The following is a 25,339-nucleotide window of genomic DNA, read 5'->3' on the forward strand; positions in this document are numbered from 1 at the left end:
CTGGACGTGACATGCGACGTAAAGACCGAAGACCGAATGGTCCTGCCGACCTGACCGCACCACGAAGTGCCGTGTTGCCCTCGGCTGGCCCGCAATCAGAGGGGTTCGCGGTCACTCGCCCTGTCACCAGGTACTCGATTGCCACCGAATGGCTGGGCCGACTAGCGGCGGTCATGTCTGCCGTGCTGCTCGTGCTCGTACTGAACGCAATCTCCGAGGGGCTGGCGGTTCGGCAAAGCACCCGCGCCATCGTGGACAACTTCGGGCAGGCCAATCAGTACTTCGACGAGCGGGCCGATCTGGCCGCGCCTTCCCGTGTGCGGAGCGAGCTTGCAGACCTCAGAACAGTTCTTGCCGAGCTGAATTCGGCGACGGCCGTGGACGTTGATCTGCTGGCCGCAATGCTGCCCGACATGCATACGTTGGTTGCTGCCGGTCACAACGACGTCACTATCGCCCACCAGCTCCATGGCATTTCCTCGTCGCTTCAAGGCGCGGCCGGATCGCTACACGCCATCTCCGCCGACGCGGACGTGGCGGTGGTCAAGGTGAACGATCGGCTTCTGGCTGCACTGCAACTGGCCGATCAGCTCAACGCCGAACTCGAGCGTACGACGGTCAAACTCGCGCCGCTTCCGGCGCAGGGAAATCTGATCCCCGCACCGACGGGAGGGAAGTAATGGTGGGCAGTCGAACTTTCGCCGCGGTTGTGCTGGTACTCGGTGTGGCGCCCGCCATCGGCTTGTGCGCAATCAACGGCTTCTTTCCCACGTTCCGTGATATCAGCGACCCTCTCGGTCGGCCGTCGGCCTTGAGCGTGCAGATTATCGATTCGGCCCAACGACTCGACGAACTGACCGTCGAACTGGAACCGAAGCACGCGCAGCTGGCGGCGGACATCCAGGTTCTCGGACCCATGTCGAACGACCTGGCCGTGTTGGTCGGCCGGAGTGTCGAACTGTCACCGTTGTCAGCGACTTTGGAGGGCAATGCATCGAAGGTCGCGGACATCTCGGCGCCATTGCCGAACGTGGTGACGAGCGTTACCGCGCGTTCCGACGAGGCCGGCGCCACCGTCGACGGACTGTCGACGGCGGTCGGTTCCGTCGCGACCGAGCTGCAGGGAATCCACGACGGTTTGACCACAATGCAACTCACTCTTCTCGCACTCGGCCCGAAGATGTCGGGGATCGCCTCGACGCTGGCGACGATCCAGGAAGAAGCTGAGCATGTTCGGGAGTTCGGTCCGCTCCTCGCAGTGGTAGGCCCTCCGTTCAACAGTCTCGGTATCCCGTCCTTGGGTTTCGAGGCACCACCGTTACCGCCGCTGCCTCTTCCCTGAGCATCCGGATACCCTTTCTTCGTTCGACGGAGTGAACATGCAGATGCACATGCAGAAAAGATTTCGGTTGTCCTGGGCGATCACCTTGGCATTCACCATTGCGGTGTTGAGCGGCTTGTTGATCCTCACGAGAGACCTGGGCATCACGAACGACACGTTCAAAAACGGTGTCGTGCAGGCGCAAGAGCTCGACGCGACGACCGATGCCGCGCTCGACGGGGCGCATCAATTGCCACCCGCAGCCGAGGCGGCGCGGCAAGGGCTGCCGGAGGTGGTCGGCGTCATCGATTCCCTCACCCGGGCGAATCAGGTGCTGGGCACTCTCAGTGACCAACTCGGCACCCTCGGTACCACGCTGACCGAGGCTGACGCCCCTTTGGCGGGCACAATTTCTGCCGGTCGGGGGGCAGGCGGAGAGGCCGGTGCGGCCGTTGTGCCGCTCGGCGGGATAGCGGCAACCCTGGATGATGCGAACGTCAACGCGCAGGCTCTCGGCCAGAAACTGGATGAGACGCTCACCCTGTCGCAGACGATCGACCAGAAACTACGCGTCGCGTTGCTGCTGCCGAAAGTCGGCAACTGACAGAAATGAGATCACCGTGGGGTCATGCTGTGGGCTGCGGTGACCTCGAAGACGACCTGGCATCGTGGATGCCCGTTTGTTGCCCCGATGCTCGACCACAATCCCATTTGCCTGCCAGGCGGCGATATCCTGAAGTCACATTCTCCTCGAGATGAGGCAAGTTGCCTCATCGAGGATGGGATCGTCCAGGTCCTGTTCTCGCTCTGCGGGGAGACGGTGAGGACACTCCGATGGCCGCAGGTGATCCGCTCGAGACCCAGCGCGGCGTGGCCCACACGGTCACGGCGGAGTTGAGCGCTGCGGGATTCGAGGACGCCCACGAAATCGGCCGGGGCGGGTTCGGTGTGGTCTACCGGTGTGTGCAACCGGCGCTGGACCGCATTGTGGCGGTGAAGGTCCTCGCCGCGGACCTGGACGAGGAGAACCGGGCGCGGTTCTTCCGGGAACAGCGGGCGATGGGCCGCCTCACCGGACATCCTCACATTGTGAGCGCACTCCACGTCGGTGCCACCGACAGCGGTCGCCCCTACATCGTGATGCCCTACCACTCGCAGGATTCGCTCGACGCCCGGATCCGCCGTCACGGTCCACTGCCCTTGGAGGAAGCACTCAGGCTCGGGGTGAAGATAGCCGGAGCGCTCGAGACGGCACACCGTCTCGGCGTCCTGCACAGGGACCTCAAACCCGGAAACATCCTGCTCAGCGACTACGGGGAGCCGGCGCTGACCGATTTCGGCATCGCCCATATCGCCGGCGGATTCGAGACCGCCACCGGCACCGTGACAGGGTCACCGGCTTTCACCGCACCCGAGGTACTCAGCGGCGAACCTCCGACTGAGGCCTCCGATATCTACGGTCTCGGTGCGACAGTGTTCTGCGCCATCACCGGTCACGCGGCGTTCGAGCGCCACAGCGGTGAGCATGTGGTCGCTCACTTCCTCCGAATCACCACCCAGCCGGTTCCGGACCTGCGCGAGCACGGCGTTCCCGACGACGTATCGGAGATAGTCGACCGCGCCATGGCCGCCGATCCGGGGCAGCGTCCTGCCACCGCCGCCGACTTCGGCGACGAACTACGGCGGGTCCAGCTCCACCATGGCTTCCCCGTCGACGAGATGGCCCTGTCCGGCGAACCGGACGCCCGCCGACGCGATCCGGATCCGGCGCGCGCCCGCCCGAGGTCCACGGCGACTCCACCACCTACTCCATCGATGGCACCCGCCGTGAGGACTCCGGTGAGTAATCTGCCGCTCGAGCTCACCAGCTTCGTGGGCCGCCGCCATGATTCGACCGAGGCGAAACAGCTGCTGTCGTCCGCTCGTCTGGTGACGTTGACCGGGATCGGTGGTGTCGGGAAAACGCGTCTGGCGCTTCGGCTGGCTGCCGATGTCCGGCGGAGCTTCGGTGACGGAGTCTGGTTGGTCGAACTGGGCGAGTTGCGGGATGGGTCACTCCTGACGGACACGGTTGCCGCGGCCCTGGGGCTGCGGGATCAGCCCGCGCGACAGCTCGACGACGTGGTGGCGGAGTTCCTCGCCTCCAGGCACCTTTTGCTTGTACTGGACAACTGCGAACAGGTGGTGGAGGCGGTCGCGGCATCCGCCGAGATGCTGTTGCGCACCTGTCCGCAGCTGCGGATCTTGGCCACGAGCCGCGAACCCTTGGGTATCGGCGGGGAGGCGGTGCTGCGGGTTCCCCCGCTGAGGGTCCCGGCCCCAGACCAGGAGCCCTCGCTGCGGGCGCTGACCGGGTACGACGCGGTGGCGTTATTCGTACAGCGCGCCGCGGCCGCCGTGCCCGGATTCGAACTCACCGACGACAACCGGATGGCGGTGGTCCGAATCTGCCACCAACTCGACGGCCTACCGTTGCCGATCGAGCTGGCGGCGGCACGGTTGCGGGCGATGTCGCCCGAGCAGATCCTGCAGCGGCTGACCGACCGGTACACGCTGCTGACTCTCGGCAATCGCGCTGCACCGACGCGCCAGCAGACCCTGCGGCTGTCCATCGACTGGAGTCATGAGCTCTGTACGACTCGGGAACAGCAGCTGTGGGCCGAGCTGTCGGTGTTCGCGGGAAGTTTCGAACTGGATGCTGCCGAGGCGGTCTGCGGGGAGGACTTGACCCCGGAGGAGTTGCTCGACACAGTGACGGCATTGGTCGACAAGTCGATCCTGATCCGGGAAGACGCCGGCTCGGCGGTGCGGTTCCGGATGCTCGAGACCCTGCGCGAGTACGGCAAGGAAAAGGCCGAGCAGACCGGTTTCCATTCGATATTGCGACGACGGCACCGCGATTGGTATCAGCGTTTGGTGTTGCAGGTGGAGGCCGAGTGGATCAGTCCGCAGCAGCTGGAGTGGATAGCGCGGCTCGAGAGGGAACAGTCGAATTTGCGTGAGGCGATGGAATTCTGCCTGTTGGAGGAACCCGGCACCGGCGCCGAGGACGGTCTCCGGATAGCGGCGGCCCTGTTCCCGTTCTGGCTCTCCCGCGGACTGTTCCGGGAGGGACGGCACTGGCTCGACCGCGCCCTGGCGCATAACTCCGAGCAACCGACCGCTTCACGAGTAGGGGCGCTGTACGCCGCCAGCGTGTTCGCGGGCGTTCAGGGTGACCTTCCGGCCTCGAGGACTCTGGTGGATGAAGCGCAGGCTCTGATCCCCCAGATAACCGACCCGCTGGTCCGCGCCCGCGTCACCCATGCAGACGGTCTTCTTGGCCTCGTCAGCGGCGACCTACCCCACGCCTGCACGCGTATGGAGGAAGCCCTGGAGGTATTCGGCGACCGCGGCGACCTGTCATTGCGGGTGTGGGCGCTGATGATGCTCGGGTTGGTGTACGAATTGCAGGGAGATGTTCCGCGGGCGATCGAGTGCCATCAGAAGGTTCTGGACATCACAAAAGCACACGGTGAATCGGTATACCGGTCGTACTCCCTGTGGGCGCTGGGAGTGGCGGCCTTGCAGCAAGGCGATCGCGGTCAGGCGGCGGAACTGCTAGAACAGTGCTTGCGGCTGAGCCGGTTGGTGGACGATCCATTCACTGCCTCGATGACCCTGGAGGCTCTGGCGTGGATCGCCGGCACCGAGGACCGCGCACGACGCGCCGCCATCCTGATGGGGGCCGCAGAGGCGCTGGGCCGTGCCCTGGGAAGCACCTCGGTGCTGTTCCCCACCTTGCTCGTACGCCACGAGGACTGCGAACGGCTCACTCGCACCTCACTGGGTGAGCGGGCATTCGAGGCGGCCAGACGGGAAGGTGCGCTCATGGGTTTCGAGGGAGCGGTCGCCTACGCCCTCGGCGAGCGCACCGAGGCCACGACACAGCCCGCCGGTAGCAGTGCGACGGGCCTGACCAAGCGGGAGCAAGAGGTCGCAGAGCTGGTAACGCAGGGCCTCACCAACAAGGCCATCGCCGCCAAGCTGGTGATATCGCCGCGCACCGCGCAGGGCCATGTGGAACACATTCTGACCAAGCTCGGGTTCACCTCACGAACACAGATCGCGGGTTGGGTCCTGGAGCACGCGCAGGACAAGCGCGGCTGACCGGTACGGCGTCGCCGTTCTGGCCAGCACGCCGCGTGCAGCTTCTTGTAACCTCGTTCCCAGGCCCCTCATACGGGGCGATGCGAACTGGGGAAGGTGGACGCGGATGCCGAGCCCCGACAAGGAGGCCACTGTTCGGTTGACGTCCGAACAAATCATCGAGCGGCTGGTCGACGCGGCGACGACTCTGCTCGCAGAGGCGGGCCCATCCGAGATCAAAGCACGGTCGGTCGCTGAAGCGGCGCAGGTGTCCACGATGTCCGTCTATTACCATCTCGGGGGCCTGCCTGAGCTGCTTCAGGCCGTAGTCGACAGAGGCTTCCGAGATCTCGCCCTTGCCTTCGAGTCGGTACCCGCCAGCGACGATCCCGCCGCGGATCTCTTCGGTATTGCGTTGGCCTGCCGACAACTGGCCCAGGCCAATCCGCATCTCTACGACCTGATGTTCGGCCTCGCGACGCGCCGTGGATACCGTCAGCTCAGACCAGCCCGCTCGGGTGCCGCTGCCCAGTCCGAGGCGTTTCGGACTGCGTATTCGCTTCTGGTCGGCCGATGTGCCCGATTCGTAGGAAGCGGCCGCATCCGCGGCGGCGAGAATCCGGAAGTGATCGCCACGCAGCTCTGGAGCTGCGTGCACGGATTCGTCACCCTGGAGTTGGGCGGTCACTTCGCCCAGTTCCCTGATCCGGTCGCTCAGGTCCTGCAACCGACAATGGTGAACTTGCTGGTGGGACTGGGCGATACCGCGGAGTCGGCACAGTCTTCGCTTGTGAATGCACTCCTCGCGAATTCGCGCGAGTCGGACCGCAGCGCCGCGGATCCACAGGCGAGAGGGTAACCAGCAGCAGAACCGTGATCAACTGCGTGAGCGTCCAGTGCTTGCCGCTCCGGTCCGATTCAGCTGGCCAAGTCATCAATTGTCGACGTAGAGTGCGGGTTCAGGGTGTCCGTTTCCGCCTGCATCTCGACACTGGCAATGCCGAAGCACTCCCGATAGTCGCTGGGCGACATCGACAGGAACTTTCGGAACTCGCGACCGAAATGGCTTGCGTCGTAAAACCCCCAGCGGTGGGCAATAGACCCGATCGGAATGTCAGTGGCGACCACGTCGCGGCGTGCGCTGGCGAGTCTCTGCATGCGTACAACCGACCCGACGGTGTCGCCCGTGAGGGAGAAGGCGCGATGGACCGTGCGGCTCGAGACGTTGAACGCTCTGGCCATGTCAGCGACGCGGATCGGGCCGCTCCGAAGGTGCTGCTTGATCCACTGATCGAGCTGTGATCGGAGGGCGGGCAGGAGCGTAGGACCGTCGCATGCCGCACGGGTGCTGCTCCGGATCACCCCGGCCACCAGCGTGAGCAGCGCCTCTCGGGCCGCCTCTGCGTCTGCGGCGTCCATGGACGACACGTGCGAACCCATGCTTTCTACGAAACCGATCAGGACTCGCGCCAGCGGGCGGGATTGATCGAGCATCACACAATCGGGGATCGAACCGCCGGTGTCGTATGACGCCAGTGCGGACAGGGGGATGATTACACTGCGTTTCCGGAGGCCGGGCGATACGGTGGAGTTGTACGCCACTCGACCCGTCGAGATGAGGCCGGTTCCAGGTTCGATGCGAGCGGAACCCGATTGCAGTTCGAAGTGTTGAGTACCGGAGGATGCTGTGAGCAGCATCAGCACCTCGGTGTCCGACGTTTCGATCAATCGCTTCGTGCGACTCACTTTCAGTGCGGGGCAATCCCACTTAGTGACTTTGATGTCGCTGAGATCGAGAGATCGTAGTAATCCGTGGCCTTCGCCCTCTGCGTCGGACGAAATATCGATTCCCATCGGCACGAGCCGCCCCGCCATCGCGTTCTCCCAAGCCGACCGGCGGTCCCGACGCTCGACTTGGCGGAGGTCGAGCGTCGGGACCGAGTCGTCTTTCATGACGCTGTGCTTCAGCGGCCTCGAACGAGGAGGTCGGTCCGTCCAGCGTTCTTCAGCAGCATGACGCACTTCCGAAACAGCTGTATGGCCGCCGGAAAGGCTCTGAGCGAGCTCGGCATACCCCGGACGGTCATTGGGCCTGCGGTCACACGACCGAGAAGTTCCGGCGCTGCGTGGAGTAGACATGTGATCGATTCCAATCCTGATGGCCGTGGCGCGACCGGACGGCAACGAGGTTGCTCGCAGTCCATAATGAAAGTTGTAACGAAGTTAGGAACACGCTACGCGGTGGACTTTCCTGTGGCAAGGGTCACATTGATGTGCCAATTTCGCGAGTCTCCTGCAGGTCGCGCGACGTGCAGCAGAACACCGCGACGTCCGTCGCCATCGTCAACCGCGCCGACTGAGCGCGGATGCGCCAGCATAGACCGAAGCCACTCCTGCACAGCGGTTTGCGAGGCGTCAGCTGCCTCCCGCCGGCTCGGCGTGACCATGGCCGACCGCAAGTGCATGCATGAGACCTACGACTACCATTCCTGAACTCGCGACCCGAAATAGCTGGCGGCAATCATCCTCAACGGTGGGAATGGAACGTCCGTGGCGACCACATCGCGGCGTGCACGGCCCGCCGGTCTCGACGCTCGACCTGGCGGAGGTCGAGCGTCGAGACCCAGTCGTCTTTCACGATGTTGCGTTCTATCGTTCAGGCGGCGTCACTTAACGAGCAGGTCCGTCCGTCCATCTTTCTTCAGCAGCTCGATGTAAGTCGGGAAAAGCTTCGTTTGCGCGTTAATCGCTTTGGCCACGATTTTCATGTTCCCTTCCATGCCGATGTCGCCCCTCATCACAGCCATGGTCAGATTGAGGTCGCCCTGCCAGAAGCGGTTCGCATATTCGCCGGTCATCCGGAAGGTGCAATCTGCGTTGCCGTCCGCTGCGCCGGGAACGGCGGTCAGGTTCGGCATGTCGATGATCATGGAGCCGTCGGGTTCGGTGGTGAGGATCTCGAAGACACCCGGGATGTTCGAGAGCTTCTCGAGGAGGATCGGGTCGCTCTTAGCCTGTTCGAAAGCCAAGCCGATGTACTTGTATAGTTCCTCGGCGGTCGGTGTTGCGGACATCTGTTGGTTGTTCCTCTCGTGACGGCCGTGGCACGACCGGGGCGGCAACAAAGTTGCCCCTCCTTTAAAGCGGGCACTGTGACGAACCAAAGTATGTGGTCTGTGTCGCAACTTAGGCTACGAGCGGAACGTGGTGCTCAATAGGACCAGGACGCCCGGTGGCGGTATTCCCACGCCACGCCAGCCAGTTGCTTTGGCGACAACTTCCAGGAGACGATCTCGAGGGTGTTTGCACCCTATTTCTTCCTTCGGGAGTGTGAAATAACCTCCATGACAACGGTTCCGGATATCTTAGTGGTCTGATTCGTTAATTCGTCGGGGGTTGTTGCCAGGCGGTCGGGTCGGCGAGGTAGAGCCCGCAGGCGCAGTCGAGGGCGTCCTCGGGGGTGCCTGCGAAGTCGCCGCTGGGCAGGATCGAGTCCTGGTACTTGCCGCTGCTGGCGAGGTGGATCGCGAATCCCCACGAGCGGGCCGATCCTCCGTAACGCAGCCGCATCAGCGGTAGGACGGTGCCGTCCGGCAGTGTCGCATCGACGTAGGCGAAGGATCCTCGAAATCGGGCGTCGACGTCACGCAGTTGCGGCCAGCGGGCGCGAGCATGGTCGAACAACCGAAGGCGCAGCGAGTTCTTCGTCGATTCCGGTGGTGTCGGCACAGTGTTCATCGTGCCCGATGACCACCCGTGTCGGTCGCCAACCTCGGGGGTGTCGCACGCGAAGGCTGGGGCATGTGTGGTGAATGTGACCTGATGGTGCTGCTGTGGTGATGGTCAGTCCGTTCCAGGTCGCGTTGGACGACGTCGACCGCGTCGAGCTCGAGCGGCGGGTGCGGGCGGGCAACACCCCGCACAAGGTGGTGCTGCGCGCGGTGATCGTGTTGCTGGCCGCCGACGGCGCCTCGAACGCGGCCATCGCCGACGAACTCGGCATCTGTGTCGATACCGCCCGCAAGTGGCGGGCCCGGTTCTGCGCCAAGGGCATCAAGGGATTGGCCGACGCGCCCCGTTCGGGGCGCCCACCGGTGTACACCCCTGCAGAGGTGGCCCGGGTCAAGGCGTGGGCGTGCGAGTTGCCGGCCGAGCACCAGCTGCCCCTGTCGCGGTGGAGCGCCCCGGAACTGGCCCGCCAGTTGCTGACCGACGGTATCAGCGCCTCGGTGTCGACGGTGCGCCGCTGGCTCACGCAGGACACCCTCAAACCCTGGCAGTACCAGTCGTGGATCTTCATCCGGGATCCACAGTTCGAGACCAAAGCCGCTGTCGTCCTCGATCTGTATGCCCGCAGGTACGACGGCATCGAGCTGGGCGCGGACGAGTACGTGATCTCCGCGGACGAAAAACCCTCCATCCAGGCCCGTCGCCGTTGCCATGACACCCAGCCGGCCGGCAAAGGCCGTCCGATGCGAGTCAATCACGACTACCGCCGCGGTGGGGCGTTGGCGTATCTCGCGGCCTACGACGTCCACCACGCCCGGGTGTTCGGTCGATGCGAACAGTCCACCGGCATAGTGCCGTTCACCGCCCTGGTCGATCAGGTCATGACCTGCGAGCCCTATGCGTCGGCGCAACGCGTGTTCTGGATCGTCGACAACGGATCCTCGCACCGGGGCCGGGCCGCGATCGATCGGCTGTCCGCGAGGTATCCGAACGCGGTGATGGTGCACACCCCGGTGCACGCGTCGTGGCTCAATCAGGTCGAGATCTACTTTTCTATAATCCAACGCAAAGTGCTCTCACCCAACGATTTCGAAGACCTCGATGCTGTCGAACGGCGCCTACTCACCTTCGAGGAACGGTACAACGCCACCGCCGTGCCGTTCAAGTGGCGCTACACGATCACCGACCTGCACCGGCACCTCGAACGACTCGACCACCACGATCGAACCCTGCAAGCGGCATGACCCCCGACAAATTAACGAATCAGACCACTAAGGGCCAACCGCCGCCGGTTGGCCCACCGCACGGGAAAGATTGGCGAATAGGAATTTCGCGAAGATGTGCTCCCCGATCACCGCAGTGCGCGTGGTTTTCGGAGCTCTCGTACTGGAACCCGCTTACGCGATCGACATCAGTGCAATGAACCGGAGAACCGTAATCGGGTGTGTGATCAATCCCTTGACGATGAGCTCTTGGCGGAGGATTGCGCGGATTACAGCCATACCTTGCCTGCTGAAGAAGCCTGTCGGGATCAGTCCGCCCGCCCGCATCTTCAGTTGGGACACGGCCATAAGCTGATCGCCCGTCGTGTCGATCACAGTGACACTGGGTAGCCCGGCTATATCGTTCAGGACCAAGGCCTTATCGGATCCGAAGAGAATTGTGCATGCTGTTCCGGATCCGCCTTCGCGTAATGCAATCGGCCGTGCAATTCTACCGGCTGTCTTGCGCCGTCCCGGGAAACTGTCAAAATTCTCTTGGAGTAGTATTCCAGTCAACGATGCCAAGCCGTTGGGATCACCATCAGCGTAAAATGTACACTTGTACAGGTCTTTGGTTGCTTGTGTCATGCGGGGAGCCTTTGCAGAGTTGATTTAGCTGGCCAAGTCGTTCATGGTCGATGCAAAGCGCGGATTCAGCGTTTCCATCTCGGAATGCTTGTCGACGTGGGAGATCCCAAAACTGTACCGATAGTCGCTCGGCGACATGGACAAGAAAGTTTTGAACTCGCGACCGAAATGGCTGGCGCCGTAGTATCCCCAACGGTGAGCAATGGACCCGATCGGGAGATTGGTGGCGACTACATCGCGGCGTGCGCCGGCGAGTCTTTGCGTACGAACGACCGATCTGACGGTGTCTCCAGTCAGGGAGAAGGCGCGATGCACTGTGCGGCTCGAGACATTGAACGCCTTGGCCATGTCGACCACGCGGATCGGGCCACCGCGCAGGTGTTCCTTGATCCACCATTCGAGCTGTGATCGCAGGGCCGGGAGCAGGGCCGGTCCGTCGTACGCCGCGCGGGTGTTGCTGCGGATCACCCCCGCCACGAGCGTGAGCAGCGCGTCGCGCGCGGCGTCGACCTCGGCGGGGTCCATGCACGTGATGTGTGTGCTCATGCTGTCCACGAAGCTGATCAGCAGGCGCGCCAGCGGACGAGATTGGTCGAGCATCAGGCAGTCGGGGATCGCGCCGCCGGTGTCATAAGGGGCGAGGGCAGCGAACGGGATGACCACGCTCCGCTTCCGGAGCACGCTCGACACAGTGGAGGAGTACGCCACTCGAGTCGTCGAAATGCGGGCGGTCCCGGCTTCCATGCGCGCGGTTCCCGAATCCAATTCGAAGACTTGACTGCCCGCCGACGCGGTGAGGAGCATCAGCGCCTCAGTGTCCGTCGTCTCGACCAGTCGCTTCGTGCGGACGAGTTTCAGCTCGGGGCACTCCCATTGGGTCACCTTGATATCGCTGACGTCGAGGGATCGGAACATCCCGTGGTTGTCCTCGTCCGAGTCGGCCGAGAGGTGGACGCCCATCGGCACCAGCCGGCTCGCCATCGCTCGCTCCCACGCTGCCCGCCGGTCCCGACGCTCGACCTGGCGAAGGTCGAGCGTCGGGACCGAATCGTCCGTCACGACGCCGTGTTCCATCGTTCGAACGGCACCATTAAACGAGTAGGTCCGCTCGGCCGGCGTCCGTCAGCAGCTTGATGTAGGTCGGGAACAGTTCCTTGGCTGCCGGAATGGCCTTGGCCAATGTGCCCATCTTCCCCTCGATGCCGATCGCGCCCGACGTCACGGACAAGAGGAGATTCAGGTCGCCCTGCCAGAAGCGGTTCGCGAATTCACCGGTCATGCGGAGGGTGCAGTCCGACTCAGCGTCGGCGCTCCCCTGGACGGCGGTCATGCGCGGGATGTCGATGATCACGACGCCGTTGGGCTCGGTGGTGACTACCTTGAGTACCCCCTCGGTGCTCGAAAGCTTCTCGACGAGCTTCGGGTCACTTTTGGCTTGTTCAAATGTCAGTCCGATGAACTTGTACAGGTCCTCGGCGCTGGGGGATGGGGACATTCTTGTGATTCCTCTCGTGACGGCCGTGGCACGACCGGGTGGCAACAACGTTGCCTGTGAACTCTCAGTGAAAGGTTCGGATGTGTTGACGCGGTTGCGTAGTCGAAATGTCCGGCGGTATCTGCGCAGACGCCCACTTTCGATGCGGCTCCAGCCGCTAGACCATCTCCCACTCGACGGCGGCGTTCAGGCGCGCCCATTCCCGCTCTGCGTCCGAATCTCCGGGTGGAGGCTTGATCCCATTGGTCCGCCACAGTTGGATCGGGGTTTCATCGATATGGATCTCCCAGCGGAAACCGCGGTCCTTGACGTGGGGTGCGATTGCGTCCTCGAAAGCGGCCATGGTCATATCCCGGAAGTCGTCCGACTCCGGCATACGGCGGGCAATGTGATCGATCGTGATGCGGACGAAATCGTTCGCCGGTTCCCCGCCGATCCAGATGGAGTCGACCGGCTGGTCGTGAAACACGACCACGACGTAGAACCGCGGCAGCCCCGCGAAGTCCACGTAGGTGTCGGTGATCGCGTCCGTGAACGCCTTCTTCTGTTCCTTGCTGTACGCACCTTCGGGCACGTAAATCTTCCACATCGGCATGTCGTTCTCCCTGTCCTTCGAAGCTGGCAGCCTGGCCATCGGTGTGGTCTAAGCCACAACCAAGATTACGAACGCCACGTCCCCGTCAATAGGACCAGGGCGACGGGTGACGGTATTTCTACGCCCGAGAACCGCGCCGACGAGGTATGCCAATAACGCGCACAACGGCCGGTCCAGGCGAACTTGCCCGGATCCGGCCGTCGAAGAACCGTTTATTATTTCGGTGTAAGCACGTCGGCAATGTGGCCGGCGTCTCGTTGATTCATGCTGCGCGAGAGAGTGATACCGCCAACTCGGACGTCGATCATGCAAACCTTGTCGTGTCGAGAAGGCTTGCGGTGCAGGCGTGGATCGAGAGTCACCTTCACGCGGAAGTCAGTAGAGAGACTCGAGGAGCGCAGCGTCGTACGGATCGGCATCGTTCAGGCGACCCGCGAACGCTTTGCGAGCCCACTCGGGGTCGGCGATCAGCGCGCGGCCGACTGCAACGAGGTCGAATTCATCGCGTTCAGCACGGTCGAGCAGTTCAGCGATGTCCGCGACCGCAGACTTCGTTGGCCTGCCATCAGGCCCGGCGAACTCCTTGTCCAGACCGACGGAACCGACCGTAACTGATGCTTTACCCGTGAGCTTCTTGGCCCAGCCGGAGAGATTCAGGTCGCTGCCTTCGAACTCCGGAAGCCAGTACCGGCGAGTAGAAGCGTGGAAAACATCGACACCGGCGTCGGCCAGCGGCGCCAAGATTGCCTCCAGTTCCGTGGGAGTATGGGCGATACGCGCGTCGAACTGTCCCGACTTCCACTGCGACAGCCGGAAGAAAATAGGGAAACCGGGTGTGACTGCCGCCCGGACGGCCTCGACGACCTCGGCGGCGAACCGCACCCTGGATGCGAGGTCGCCGCCATAGGCATCGGTACGCCGATTGGTCCGTTCCCAAAGGAATTGGTCAACGAGGTAGCCGTGGGCACCGTGCAGTTCCAGACCGTCGAATCCTAGGTCCTGGGCGGCCGCAGCCGCGGTGGCGAAGCTTCCGATGACGTCATCGATATCAGCGGCACTGAGTGCAATTCCGTGGGGCACACCATCGAGGGCCAAACCGGAAGGACCCACGGGCGGCGCCGTACTGATGGGGCCAGCCCCTTCGGTGCGAGTAGAGCCCACGTGCCAAAGTTGGGGAATTATCCTTCCTCCGGCCTGATGCACAGCCGACACCACATTCCGCCAACCGGCGAGGGCTTCGCCGCCCCAGAAGCGTGGGACCCGCTCGCTAGTGCCTGATGAGGCGTGCTGCACCAACGTCCCCTCGGTGATGATCAGGCCGACCTCCGCGGCAGCGCGACGCGCGTAATACTGGGCCACGTCATCGCCGGGGACTCCGCCCGGCGAGAAGTACCGCGTCAGCGGCGCCATGACGATGCGGTTGGGTACTACCAGGTCACCAACACTGAAGGGGCGCCCGAGAACCTGCGCTGTCCGCACGACACCTGGGGTTGTGGTCACGTCTTTCCTCCTGAGAATCCGAAGATGCCGGCTAGGCATGCAAGAAATGACCGTATCAGTTTTGATCCTTTCACGCCTTGGCGCCATTTCATCGCCCCACCTCACGAGCGACTATGCACCCTCGCTGTCTCGGCGCATTACGATTCGGAGGTTCGGGCCCGCTGACGGGCCCTGTGCGCACGCAGGTTTTCCGGGTTTCCGCACAGCTTGGCGGAATGCCACACCGCACTGTTATTGCGCGAGGAATCGTAGAAAGCCGCCCCGCAGCGCGCATTTCGGCAGACCTTGAGTCGGCGCCACGCGCCCGCCTGTTGGGCCTGGAAGACCTCGAGCAAGACCACAGCGGCGAAGTACCGCCACCCTTGACCGCGGGGCTCGAGAACCGCGTGTCCACCGCGATCGAGCCGTAAGGCCGCCGCCGCGACATGAACTGCCGGTGCGTCGTGGCCACCGCCGCCAACGCGCGGCTCGAGTAGCCGCAGCAATTCGGAGCGCAGCCCGACGAGTTCCTCCAGGTCATGGGCGTCGAGACGGACCGGCGCAGCCGACTGCCCTGATCGCGCCGCCCAGGTCGCCAGCGCTCGATCGAGCCAGGCCTGCGCGTCAGAAAGGCTGCCGAGTAGGTCGATTTCTCGCGGGCGTCCGGTCGAGATCGTGTTGACGAAGTCGTGCACCAGCGCCAACCCGGCCGGCGCCGGCGCAATCTCGTACCGCGCGCAGGCAGACCACGTCATGGCTGAGCCTTCTCCGGGTTTTTGTTCCATTGACATGACTGTAATCGGTTAGGCCACTCGTTCGATACCCCATCGAAACGACGCTTTCTCGCCCTGCGCTCTTGACGGTCTGGTCTAGACGCCCTAGTCTAGGGTGCATTCGGTCGGGCGGGGATTGCAGTACACCGTCCCCCGCGCGGCGGCGCACTTCGAATGCCGAACGCGTGGACATCGACACCGGCTCCGTGCACTCCATCGGCCGCGCGGCCGCAGTTTCGGCAAATGTGGAGGTCCACCGCCAGCCGCACCATATTTGCGCACCAAACCTCGAAGGAACAAGATGTCCCTCATTACCGATACGGTTTATCCCGGCATTCGCCTGTTGACAATCGACAGACCAGCCAAACGCAACGCCTTCGACATCGAAACCTATGTTGCACTGGCCGAGGGCATTGTGGAGGCCGACCGCGACCACGAAGTACGCGTCATCGTCATTACGGGTAGTGGTGGCGTTTTCACCGCCGGCAATGATCTTGTCGATTTTCGGGATCAGCCCGATTCGATGGCCGCATTCGATCTTCTGCGTACGTTGGTCGCGACAGAGAAACCGATTGTCGCGGCAGTCGAGGGATTTGCGGTCGGCATCGGGGCGAGCATGCTCCTGCACTGCGACTTAGCTTTCGCGGGCAATTCGACCGTCTTTTCGCTGCCGTTTGTCACTCTAGGACTGACCCCTGAAGGCGCCACAACGCTTGTGTTGCCCCGTATCGCCGGTGTCAAGCTGGCCACCGAGTTGCTGATGCTCGGGAAGAAATTCACCTCGAAGCGGGCAGAAGAGGCCGGCCTCATCAACCGCGCAGTCGCCGACGGGACCGCACTCGCTGCTGCCCTCGAGACCGCAACCTCTCTTCAAGAACTGCCCACCGAATCGGTGCGGATCACCAAACGCCTTCTCCATCGCGACCGACTCGAGGTCCTCCAGGTAATCGACGAGGAAGCAGAGTTTTTCCGAAAACGTTGCCATTCAACAGAAGCCAAGGCTGCAATTGCACATTTCCTCAATTGATTCGTGGCCGGCTCCCCCGGCGGCGATAAACAAAGGCCTGTCGGCCCAACACTCGGGCGGCGCAGAGCCGACGGGCCGCGTCATGGCCGATCTCTATTTCAGTTAGCCGCGTTGCCGATATCGGAAAACCCGAACCGGCGACGTTCGTCCCGCCAACAACAGCTCGCCCCTGGGTGGGCCGCATTTCAGTCCAACAGAAGGAGCGAAGAGAATGCCTGAATCGACGATCGAAGCCGGCGTGAAGTCCAGCACTGTCACCACCGAGGTACGCGGAAACGTGCTGTTGATCGGCCTGAATCGGCCCGACAAGAAGAATGCGTTGACCGGAGAGATGTTCTCGGCCCTGGCCGACGCGTACAAGCGTTACGACAGCGATGACGATCTGCGCTGTGCCGTGTTGTACGGCGAGGGCGGGGTCTTCTGCGCCGGCGCGGATATGACGCAGCTGAAGGAACTCGTCGAAAGCGGCGCGCTGGTCTACAACGAAGGAGAGTACGACCCCTTCGGAATGGAGGGTTCTCGGTTGTCGAAGCCGTTGATTTCCGCTGTTCATGGCATGTGCTTCGCGGGTGGACTCGAGCTCGCTCTCGCTGGTGAGTTCATCGTCGCCGCCGAGGGCACGCTGTTCGGCCAGCCAGAGGTTCTGCGCGGTGTCTTTGCGTTCGGCGGTGGGGCGGCGCGATGGGCCGAGCGTGTCGGCTATGCCAATGCGCAGCGGTACCTGCTCACCGGCAATCACTTGGATTCGACCGAAGCGTTCCGGATCGGCTTGGTGCAAGAGGTCGTTCCGGCGGCCGAACTCTTCGATCGCGCCCTCGGGTTGGCCAATGAGATCGCAGCAGCGGCGCCAATGGGAGTGCATCACTCGCTGGCCGTGTCCCGCATTGCAGCCGCTGAGGGAACTACGGCCGCACTCAAGGCAGTTCCTCAGCTGCGGTCCGAGGTCGTCGGAAGCAGCGATGCCGCCGAAGGCGTCGCGTCGTTCCTGGAGCGCCGGGCCGGCGTCTACACCGGCAACTGAGTCGGAACGCACCGGCCGACAACATCAACATCTAAGGACAGAAGAATCATGAGAGAAGCAGCAATCGTCTCGACGGCGCGTACACCCATCGGAAAGGCGTATCGCGGCGCGTTCAACAATACTCATAGTGCGACGTTGGGCGGGCACGCCGTCGAGCACGCGCTGAAGAAGGCCGGACTCGAGCCCTCTCGCGTCCAGGACGTCGTGATGGGAGCCGCCCTCACGACGGGAGTGCAGAGCGGTGATATCGCGCGTCAGGTCGCCATCCGCGCCGGAATCCCCGTCACTACACCGGCAATCACCGTCAGCAAGTTCTGCACGTCGGGGTTGGAAGCGATTGTCGCGGGTTCCTACCGGGTGCTCCAGGAGGGGCTCGATGTAGTCGCCGCCGGTGGCGTCGAATCGATCAGCCAGATTCAGGTCCCGGGCTACGAGTTCATGATCGAAGAGCCGTGGATCAGGCAGAACAAGCCCGACTACTACATGCACATGATCGAAACGGCCGAGGTGGTCTACGATCGCTACGGCGTGAGCCGGGAGTCTCAGGACGAGTTTTCGTTCCAGAGCCAGCAACGTACAGCCGCCGCTCAGGCCGCCGGTCTGCTGGACGACGAAATCGTTCCGATGGAATCGGTCAAGCGAGTCGTCAACAAGGAAACTGGCGAGGAATCGTTCACTACGGTCACCCTCGCACACGATGAAGGCAACCGGCCCAGCACCACATTGGAGGGCCTGCAGGCCCTGAAGCCGGTGATGCGTGCCGATGGGTGTGTCACAGCGGGTAACGCCAGCCAGCTCTCCGATGGTGCGTCGGCGGTTATCGTGATGAATCGCGATACCGCGGAGAAAGAAGGTATCGAGCCGCTCGGATACTTCCGTGGCTACACCAGTGTCGGCGTCGAACCCGACGAGATGGGCATCGCGCCGGTATACGCGGTACCGGCGTTGTTGGATCGGTTCGGCCTGAGCGTCAACGATATCGGTCTGTGGGAGCTCAACGAGGCCTTCGCGGTTCAGGCGGTCTACTGCCGTGACAAGCTGGGCATCCCCGACGAACTTCTCAACGTGAACGGTGGCGCCATTTCGATCGGCCATCCCTACGGCATGAGCGGAGCCCGCATGGCGGGACACGCCCTGATCGAGGGCAAGCGGCGCGGCGCGAAGTACGTCGTCGTGACGATGTGCGCCGCGACCGGCCTGGGTGGTGCCGGCCTGTTCGAGGTTGCCCTGTAATCGGCACGTAGCCGGACCAAGACGTGGCCGACCGGCCGCACTGAGTCTCGCGGCGATCCGGCTCTCGACCCGCCGGATAGCCGCGAACCCAAGCCCCGCGCTCTCCGCAGTACGGGAAGGTCGGGAACGTGATTTTCACACCGTCCGCGGGGACCTGACCATCTTTGTCTAGACTGGATGGTCTAGGTGTTTTCGATCAGGACAGGTGGGTGCCACTATGCGGGAGTCGACGAAAAAGCGCGACAGTGGGAAATCTGAAGGCGAGCGGCGTAACCGCAAAGACCTCCCGCACAAAGAACGACTGCTCCGACAGGGGACGAGCCAGTTTTATGCCAGTGGTTTCAGTGGCACCACTGTCGATGCCCTACTCCACGCGACTGGCGTGCCGAAGGGATCGTTCTACCACCATTTCGGGTCCAAAGAGGCGTTCGGCCGAGCTGTGCTGGAGCGATACTGTCACTTCCAGATGGACTTGCTCGCCTCCTGGGCAGCTCGCCCCGGACTCGGCACGGTGGAGAAACTGACCGGCTATTTCGACGCAATGGCTGATGGTTTCATCGCCTCCGGGTTTCAACGGGCATGCTTGGTCGGAAAATTCTCCACCGAAGTAGCCGCCACCTCCGAAACCTTTCGGCACCACCTCGACGAGGACCTTCGAAACTGGCACTCCGCATTGTCCGACATCCTCACCACAGGCCAAGCCGAAGGAGACGTTCGCGTCGACCGGTCTCCCAACGAACTGGCCGACGCACTCCTCGCCCTGATTCAGGGCGCATTCGTGGTCGCGTTGTCGACGCGCAATGCCGCGTCACTACGGTCAGTCTGCGCGACCATCCCAGTAATCATCACCTGAGTGCAGATCGTTCGTTGCAGCTGGCGTCCACTACTCTCACGCGAATCGTGCACCGGATCGTCGTACCGGTCGACGGCGGGGTAGGTCACCTCTGCCGGAAGCCGCCCCTGCGAGCCCGATGCCGTCACCCGCGCCACGCCCGGAGCGGGCATGGGCGATATCCTCACCGGTCGGCCTACCACCTTCGGTACCAGCCAGCACATGCGGTGGTCAGCAAACCCAGCAGAAGCAGCACATTCCTCCTGTCCCCCTTATCTTGTCAGCACGGACCTGTCTGGCCGACCAGGCGACGGGCGTCGGCGAACATGGCCTCGATCTCGCTTTGATCTCCGCGGTGCTTATCGCACCGCTGCTGCGCCGCATCGGCCGCCGCGTGGAGATCGAAGACGCCGGATCATCGAGGCTGTGCTCATGCCGACGTTGCCGCCTGAAAGAAATACATCCGACAGCGTTCCATAGCGGCAGTTCCAAAACTAGCTGCGCCGCTACACTTTCAGTCAGCGCGACAGTGCCTTACTGCGGCACCGTCGGTATGGTCAGCCCCTCGCCGGGCTCGGACTCAACGTTGCCATTCGCACCGACGAATTCACTCCTACCGGCGCCGTCGTCCTTGGCGTCGGTGACGGCATCACCATCGTCTCCGAGCCCGCGGCCGAATGGCAGGAATGCCTCGACAAAAGCCCAGTCCATCACCCTCGCCAACAATCTGACCCGTACACTCGCACCCAATGTGACCGAACGGCCACTGCACCTTCGCGCACATCGTGACCGTCGGCTGAACAGCCCGAGTCGAATGTCGGGTAGCGGGGCGTCGCATCAATGCTGGCGACCGAGTCGCTGCCGGTGCTGGAGGCATTGACGCCTTCGACGAATCGCCTCTACCACAACATATTAGCCGTTGGCGACCTCGGAATGCGACGTGGCCCCGAACGCCGTTGCAGTGGCATCTCGCACGATGTGTTCCCGCGGCGCCGATCTGCCCTGTTCTGCAGCGATCTCGGCGAGTGAGGTCATGGTCACCCCGGGCAGCCCGCATGCAGTGAACTTGGTGAATTCGTCAAGATCCGGGGAGATGTTGAGCGCGAATCCGTGACTTGTTACACGGTCACGGATTCGCATTCCGATCGATGCGAGCTTTTCGTGCCGCGGCGTCCACACCCCGACCAGGCTCTGAGCCCCTGCCGGAGTGTCGTGCCGCACGGATTCGAACCCGAGTGAATCCAGGGCGCGAATAAGCCCCTGCTCCGTCCAGCGCACAATATCACCCGGACCACCGTTCTTCTTCAGCCTCATCACCAGATAACCCATCAGCTGACCGGGACCGTGGTACGTCGCCTGTCCGCCGCGGTCGACTTCCACCAGCGGGATTGGAGAGTCGGCTCGTGGCAACTCCTGCTTGGGCGTTCAAAAATACAAGTCGGTCACAGATCTTGCCCGCACGACGGTCCTGCACCCATTCCCGCATCGCCCCGACGGCCTCGATGTAGGGCACCTCTCCCAGATCGATGCGTTCCAGCGGATGCTGCGCCGCCGATTGCTTACTGCCTGACATGTAGATTGATCCTCTCGCGAAATTGAGGCCGACGGGCCGTCCATAGTTGCAGTGGGTGGTGCGGGGAGGGGTGTGCCGTCAAGGCACTGCGGGTCACAACGTTACAGGCGCCGCACGAGGGGCACAGCGAAGCGGATGGGTCTTCCGCGTGGAGGACCGGAGCACCACCAACATCCGACGACGACAAGAACCCGTCTGCTCCGCAACTTGTTCAATCCGATGCAGGAGTCGTGTGATCCACCCATGACACCTGGGACGGTGGCCTGGTAAGGCTCTGCATCCATCCGTCATGCGGGTCGACCCAATTACGGCATGCGGTCCGGCCACCACCGAGCCGTCGGAGGTCGGACTCCGCGCAGACGCTTGTCGTGGGAGACCGCCGGCCGCGGCGATCACGCGTTGGGCAATCTGCTCGTCCCGTGAGGAATGATTCGACACCAGCGGCATCGAGAAGTGTGCTGGCGGTCGCTACAACGAGCTCAGTCAGCCGCCACTTTCTGCAGGCGAGGATTGTTCTCCAGCGCCCACCGCACGGTCTTCGGCCGACGCCCGAGCAGGGTTTCCAGCTGATCGGTGACGACGTCGTAACGTCCACCGGCTATCAGCTTGGTCAGGGTCTTCAGGTGCTCGGCAACATGCGGATATTCGGTCAAGGCACTGGCGACGAAGGTTTCGTTCCAGGCGTCCACTTCCTCAGGGATATAGGAGATCTGGCGTCTCAGCACAGCTGCGTAGTCCTCCGCAAAACCGTGCATGTCCTTCAGCTCCGGTCCGGTGAGTTCATAGGACTTCGAGACATGCGCCGCAGGGTCGACGAGGATTCGCACGCACACCTCCGCCACGTCATACCCGGCGACGGGCGCGATCCGCTGAAGACCGAAGGGGAGCCGCAGTTCACCGTTGCTCAGCGGACCCAGTGTCAACCAGGTCAGGATCGGATTCTCGACGAAGATGGTCGCCCGCACGTTGACGGTCGGGACACCGGACCAGTCCAGCACCTGCTCGGCGATCCAGTGGGCCCGATGCTGCGGTGACCAGTCCGTCACAAGTCCACCGAGCCACGAACGCCGTTCCTCGCTCGGTACGGTCATCTTCTCGAACGTCATGAAACCCTGCTCGAACTCGGAGATGTTGACGAAGACCTCGATGTCGCCCTGGGCCCGCGCCGCCGCAGCCATCAGTGTGACGGCATCGGTGTAGTACGGCGACAGGCTCATGCTGAAATAGATTCGCCGGCAGCCCTTCAGGGCAGCTGTCACGTCGGCGACGTTGAGTAGGTCGCCGACGAAGATGTCAGCCCCGGCCTGGCGCAGCGAGTGCGCGCGTTCGTCGTCCCGTCGCACGAACGCGCGCACCGGGTACCCCTGCTCGAGCATCATCTCGACCATCGTTCTGCTCACGCCACCGACTTCGCCGGCGGCTCCGGTGATCAGGATGGGATTGCGCTCTGACATTGATATGTCTCCTCTGACTGGTCTGCGGTGCCGCGTAGAGTCCCTGACTCTCACTGAAAACCGATCGGTTTCGACCCACCGTAAACCGATCGGTTTTTTGATGCAACCTACCACTGGCGGCATGAGGCAACCAGCCCCGCTCTGGGCCAGCGCGATGACGGCCGGATGCCACCTGCTCCGCAACCTTCAGTCCGCATTTGATTGCAGCTCAGAAGAACTCGCGACCGTGTGGGACGCCACGGAATCTGGCGAAACCTCGAAAACTCGTCGTCCGAAACCCTCGACCTCACCGACATCACACCCGTCGCTCCGCAGGAGGAGTTCGTCTCGACGAGGGGTCCGGTGGAACCCGCACGCCGCATCGAAACCGGCGATCACGTGATGACCATCGGAGTTGTCGCGCAGATAGAACGCAGCGACTCGGCATCCCGCGTCGACACCGCGACCACGATGCACCCAGAATCAGGGGCAGGAGTGCGTCCTTCGCACATCCGCGCCGTGGACCGCTATCGCGAAGGCGCTCGATGACCCGGCCGCCGTTACCCGTCAAACCAACCGGACGGGTCTACCAGGTAGCGCATCATCCACTTCTCTCGGCGAAATTACAAGGGTTAGTTTCTTCATGAGACTCATGTTACTGTCACCGCGTTGCGTGAAACAACTCACCTCGATGTGGAGCAGACCCCGATGGATACCAAGACCAAACCACCCTCAGTACCGCTGTCAGTCCGGCGAGGACAGCACCGGATACACGCCGAGGTTACGGACGGGCCAGGAGCACCACTGGTGCTCATGCACGGCTTTCCCGACAGCATGCATCTCTACGACCGCCTCATGCCGCACCTTGTCGGTCGCCGGCGCGTGGTGCGGTTCGACTTCCTCGGGTGGGGCGAGTCGGACAAACCGGCCGGTTACCCGTACACCGCGACCAACCAGGTGGGCGACATCGACGCGGTGGTGAAAAACTTGCCGGACGAGCGAGTGGTCCTGGTCGCACACGACGCATCCGGTCCGCCGGCCATCGACTGGGCACTACGGAATCCCGACCGGGTCGAGGAGCTCGTGCTGCTCAACACCTACTACGAATGGACGATCGGGCTTCGACGGCCACATGCCATCGTGCTGTACTCGACCCCGGGGCTCAACGTGATCGCCCGTAAACTGTCGACGATGCGTCCGGACCTCGAGCGGCGGCTCTTCCACTACCAGGTGGGCTCATTCATCCGCGACGGCGACGCCCGCGCCGAACTCGTCCCGCGGCTCTTCGAGCAGTTTCACGCCTCACGGCCGGCGTTCTGGCGGCACACCTCCGGCATGCTCGGCCAGGTCGCTTCCCGGCGGCTCAAAGCCCGCCAACTGCAGCACTTCCACCGACCCGTACGGATCATCTTCGGCGTCAGCGACCCCTTCCTCAATCCGCGGTTGGCGAAGCGGTTCGCCGGACAGTTCCCCAACAACAACCTGCATCTGATCGAGAACTCCGGGCACTACGTCCAGGTCGACGAGCCCGAACTGGTCGCCAACCTCATGACTGCCGAGTTTCGTCACGCAACCCTACCGGCGTAGAATCAGCGGATGCTCAACCGCACGTACGACGGCCAGGTGTGCTCGATCGCACGCACGCTCGAAGTGCTCGGCGAGCGATGGACACTGCTCATAGTCCGCGACGCGATGCTCGGCCTGCGCCGCTTCGACGAGTTCCAGCACAGCCTGGGCATCGCCCGCAACGTGCTCACCAACCGGCTCAAGCTGTTGGTCGAGGCGGGCGTCCTCGAACGCAGCGAGTATCAGCAGCGGCCGCCTCGCTTCGAGTACCGGCTCACCGCGGTCGGCCTCGAACTCTGCACGCCGGTGGTCGGGCTCATGCATTGGGGCGACCGGCACCTGGCGGGACCGGACGGCTTACCACGGCTCACCCGGCACCGTGCGTGCGGCGGTCAGCTGCACGCCGAGCTGGTCTGCGAGCAGTGCGGCGCAACTGTTGCCGACACCGACCTGGAACTGCCGCCGGGACCCGGACTACGAGCAGATCCCATCGCTGCCCGCTAGCTCGCAGGTAAGCGTGGCAGGGCATCCCAGCCAATCGCCAAACCAAAACTTCGAGTGCACGTTGACATCGGAAGAAGGTCGTCGCAAGGGCCCGCGACCTGCTCGCGGCGTAGATGGGCGTCGATCGCTGCCGGATCCCCGAGCAGGTCGACCGCACCGGTCGGCGACCGCAGACAGCCTTTCCAACGCGCCGCCGACTTCCTGCCGTAACAACGGCAGGACCTGCGCCAACGCGGCCGGCGGCCTCCGAGGGGTCGGTGGACAGTTCAGCCTCCGCCGCGGCCGAGGCGGTCTCCTGCTTCTGCCGTGCCCGCCAGGCCCGGACCCTGTCAGCGTCCGACGCGTACTCCCGGGGCCTACTGTCGTCGTGTCGGTTCTCGGGGGGCCCGATCTGGCGCGTTTCTCACATAGGCGGCGCGGCGTTGGCGCAGTTTCTCGCCTGGCGTGGCGCATGATGCCTCGGTCCTGGAGGAGAGGTTGCGCCAGTTGAGCCGTGCCGATGACGAGTTTGGCGGTGTTCGTCACCGGGTCCGGGGTGGAGCGTTGTCCGTGGGCCCCGTCGGCCATTCATGTTCCGGACATTGACGTATATAATTTGGCAAGCCGAACTTCGGCAGGTGATGAGGCTCATCGAGGTGCGAGATGTGATTGTCGACCGACCGGGGGCGGGTCGGTGAGCGCGCTGGTGCGCGGTCCGTTGCTGCTTGGTGGGGCGCTGGCGAGTTCGGCCGGGCTAGTATCGGGGGCGGGAAAGGCGATTCGTCTGCCATTGCCTGCCTC

General features: G+C 63.3%; 24 protein-coding genes and 1 pseudogene. 14 read left to right on the forward strand and 11 right to left on the reverse strand.

Annotated elements, in window-relative coordinates; genetic code table 11:
- Positions 1-173 precede the first annotated feature (173 nt).
- From G9373_RS03245 to G9373_RS03265, 5 genes are all read left to right on the forward strand, one after another.
- A complete protein-coding gene (locus tag G9373_RS03245) occupies positions 174-680 on the forward strand; it encodes a hypothetical protein (RefSeq protein ID WP_005265258.1) in 507 nt (168 codons plus the stop codon).
- Positions 680-1,342, forward strand: a complete 663-nt coding sequence (locus tag G9373_RS03250) for a hypothetical protein (protein ID WP_005265257.1) — start codon at positions 680-682, stop codon at positions 1,340-1,342. Before G9373_RS03245 ends, G9373_RS03250 begins: the two co-directional genes overlap by 1 nt.
- Before the next feature lie 43 nt (positions 1,343-1,385).
- Positions 1,386-1,925, forward strand: coding sequence for a hypothetical protein (locus G9373_RS03255; protein ID WP_100228469.1), 540 nt, complete (start codon positions 1,386-1,388; stop codon positions 1,923-1,925).
- A gap of 230 nt (positions 1,926-2,155) precedes the next feature.
- A complete protein-coding gene (locus tag G9373_RS03260; protein WP_133984330.1) occupies positions 2,156-5,470 on the forward strand; it encodes a protein kinase in 3,315 nt (1,104 codons plus the stop codon).
- A gap of 106 nt (positions 5,471-5,576) precedes the next feature.
- Positions 5,577-6,308 carry a TetR/AcrR family transcriptional regulator gene (locus G9373_RS03265; RefSeq protein WP_005265254.1) on the forward strand — a complete coding sequence of 244 codons (732 nt, stop codon included), beginning with the start codon at positions 5,577-5,579 and terminating at the stop codon, positions 6,306-6,308.
- Positions 6,309-6,367: 59 nt separating this feature from the next.
- On the opposite strand, the gene G9373_RS03270 is transcribed toward G9373_RS03265, so the two are convergent.
- From G9373_RS03270 to G9373_RS03280, 3 genes are all read right to left on the reverse strand, one after another.
- On the reverse strand, positions 6,368-7,402 hold the full coding sequence (locus tag G9373_RS03270; RefSeq protein WP_005265253.1) for an AraC family transcriptional regulator: 1,035 nt from the start codon (positions 7,400-7,402) through the stop codon (positions 6,368-6,370).
- A gap of 713 nt (positions 7,403-8,115) precedes the next feature.
- The gene (locus tag G9373_RS03275; protein WP_120660778.1) at positions 8,116-8,523 is read right to left on the reverse strand and encodes an SCP2 sterol-binding domain-containing protein; all 408 of its coding nucleotides are present in this window, start codon (positions 8,521-8,523) and stop codon (positions 8,116-8,118) included.
- 307 nt (positions 8,524-8,830) lie between these two features.
- The gene (locus G9373_RS03280) at positions 8,831-9,178 is read right to left on the reverse strand and encodes a hypothetical protein (RefSeq protein ID WP_005265649.1); all 348 of its coding nucleotides are present in this window, start codon (positions 9,176-9,178) and stop codon (positions 8,831-8,833) included.
- A 110-nt stretch (positions 9,179-9,288) separates the two neighbouring features.
- On the opposite strand from G9373_RS03280, the gene G9373_RS03285 reads away from it, so the two are divergent.
- Positions 9,289-10,422, forward strand: a complete 1,134-nt coding sequence (locus G9373_RS03285) for an IS630 family transposase (protein ID WP_120661449.1) — start codon at positions 9,289-9,291, stop codon at positions 10,420-10,422.
- Between the two features lie 153 nt (positions 10,423-10,575).
- Here the strand turns inward: G9373_RS03285 and G9373_RS03290 are convergent, their stop codons facing one another.
- The 6 genes from G9373_RS03290 to G9373_RS03315 form a co-directional block, all read right to left on the reverse strand.
- A complete protein-coding gene (locus G9373_RS03290; protein ID WP_166680607.1) occupies positions 10,576-11,028 on the reverse strand; it encodes a hypothetical protein in 453 nt (150 codons plus the stop codon).
- Between the two features lie 24 nt (positions 11,029-11,052).
- Entirely contained in the window at positions 11,053-12,087 is a 1,035-nt protein-coding gene (locus tag G9373_RS03295) for a helix-turn-helix transcriptional regulator (protein WP_346842798.1), read from the reverse strand.
- 31 nt (positions 12,088-12,118) lie between these two features.
- A complete protein-coding gene (locus G9373_RS03300) occupies positions 12,119-12,523 on the reverse strand; it encodes an SCP2 sterol-binding domain-containing protein (RefSeq protein WP_005264917.1) in 405 nt (134 codons plus the stop codon).
- A 157-nt stretch (positions 12,524-12,680) separates the two neighbouring features.
- The gene (locus G9373_RS03305) at positions 12,681-13,118 is read right to left on the reverse strand and encodes a tautomerase family protein (protein ID WP_120660776.1); all 438 of its coding nucleotides are present in this window, start codon (positions 13,116-13,118) and stop codon (positions 12,681-12,683) included.
- 375 nt (positions 13,119-13,493) lie between these two features.
- Positions 13,494-14,657: an NADH:flavin oxidoreductase gene (locus G9373_RS03310; protein WP_167113866.1), complete on the reverse strand. Its 1,164-nt coding sequence runs from the start codon at positions 14,655-14,657 to the stop codon at positions 13,494-13,496.
- Positions 14,658-14,755: 98 nt separating this feature from the next.
- Positions 14,756-15,352, reverse strand: a complete 597-nt coding sequence (locus G9373_RS03315) for a CGNR zinc finger domain-containing protein (protein WP_120660774.1) — start codon at positions 15,350-15,352, stop codon at positions 14,756-14,758.
- Between the two features lie 319 nt (positions 15,353-15,671).
- Here G9373_RS03315 and G9373_RS03320 point away from each other — a divergent pair, with 319 nt between their 5' ends.
- The 5 genes and pseudogenes from G9373_RS03320 to G9373_RS03340 form a co-directional block, all read left to right on the forward strand.
- Positions 15,672-16,397: an enoyl-CoA hydratase-related protein gene (locus tag G9373_RS03320; RefSeq protein WP_120660773.1), complete on the forward strand. Its 726-nt coding sequence runs from the start codon at positions 15,672-15,674 to the stop codon at positions 16,395-16,397.
- Positions 16,398-16,608: 211 nt separating this feature from the next.
- On the forward strand, positions 16,609-17,418 hold the full coding sequence (locus tag G9373_RS03325; protein ID WP_005264912.1) for a crotonase/enoyl-CoA hydratase family protein: 810 nt from the start codon (positions 16,609-16,611) through the stop codon (positions 17,416-17,418).
- 48 nt (positions 17,419-17,466) lie between these two features.
- Positions 17,467-18,651 carry an acetyl-CoA C-acyltransferase gene (locus G9373_RS03330; protein ID WP_120660772.1) on the forward strand — a complete coding sequence of 395 codons (1,185 nt, stop codon included), beginning with the start codon at positions 17,467-17,469 and terminating at the stop codon, positions 18,649-18,651.
- Positions 18,652-18,868: 217 nt separating this feature from the next.
- The gene (locus tag G9373_RS03335; protein WP_133984339.1) at positions 18,869-19,504 is read left to right on the forward strand and encodes a TetR/AcrR family transcriptional regulator; all 636 of its coding nucleotides are present in this window, start codon (positions 18,869-18,871) and stop codon (positions 19,502-19,504) included.
- Between the two features lie 514 nt (positions 19,505-20,018).
- Positions 20,019-20,272 (forward strand): annotated as a pseudogene (locus tag G9373_RS03340) (chorismate-binding protein); the annotation flags it as partial.
- A gap of 123 nt (positions 20,273-20,395) precedes the next feature.
- Here the strand turns inward: G9373_RS03340 and lipB are convergent.
- Both lipB and G9373_RS03350 read right to left on the reverse strand, forming a co-directional pair.
- A complete protein-coding gene (gene lipB / locus G9373_RS03345; protein ID WP_206031522.1) occupies positions 20,396-20,863 on the reverse strand; it encodes a lipoyl(octanoyl) transferase LipB in 468 nt (155 codons plus the stop codon).
- A 672-nt stretch (positions 20,864-21,535) separates the two neighbouring features.
- Positions 21,536-22,510, reverse strand: a complete 975-nt coding sequence (locus G9373_RS03350) for an NAD(P)H-binding protein (protein WP_005264908.1) — start codon at positions 22,508-22,510, stop codon at positions 21,536-21,538.
- 228 nt (positions 22,511-22,738) lie between these two features.
- Here G9373_RS03350 and G9373_RS03355 point away from each other — a divergent pair, with 228 nt between their 5' ends.
- The 3 genes from G9373_RS03355 (at position 22,739) to G9373_RS03365 (ending at position 24,559) form a co-directional block, all read left to right on the forward strand.
- Complete coding sequence (locus G9373_RS03355) at positions 22,739-23,038, forward strand: hypothetical protein (protein ID WP_005264907.1); 300 nt, start codon at positions 22,739-22,741, stop codon at positions 23,036-23,038.
- Between the two features lie 258 nt (positions 23,039-23,296).
- The gene (locus tag G9373_RS03360) at positions 23,297-24,076 is read left to right on the forward strand and encodes an alpha/beta hydrolase (RefSeq protein WP_005264906.1); all 780 of its coding nucleotides are present in this window, start codon (positions 23,297-23,299) and stop codon (positions 24,074-24,076) included.
- A gap of 9 nt (positions 24,077-24,085) precedes the next feature.
- A complete protein-coding gene (locus G9373_RS03365; protein ID WP_133984341.1) occupies positions 24,086-24,559 on the forward strand; it encodes a helix-turn-helix domain-containing protein in 474 nt (157 codons plus the stop codon).
- The last annotated feature ends 780 nt before the right edge of the window (positions 24,560-25,339 follow it).

Origin of the sequence: Rhodococcus sp. A14 (assembly GCF_011603105.1) — a bacterium.
GTDB lineage: Bacteria > Actinomycetota > Actinomycetes > Mycobacteriales > Mycobacteriaceae > Rhodococcus_F > Rhodococcus_F opacus.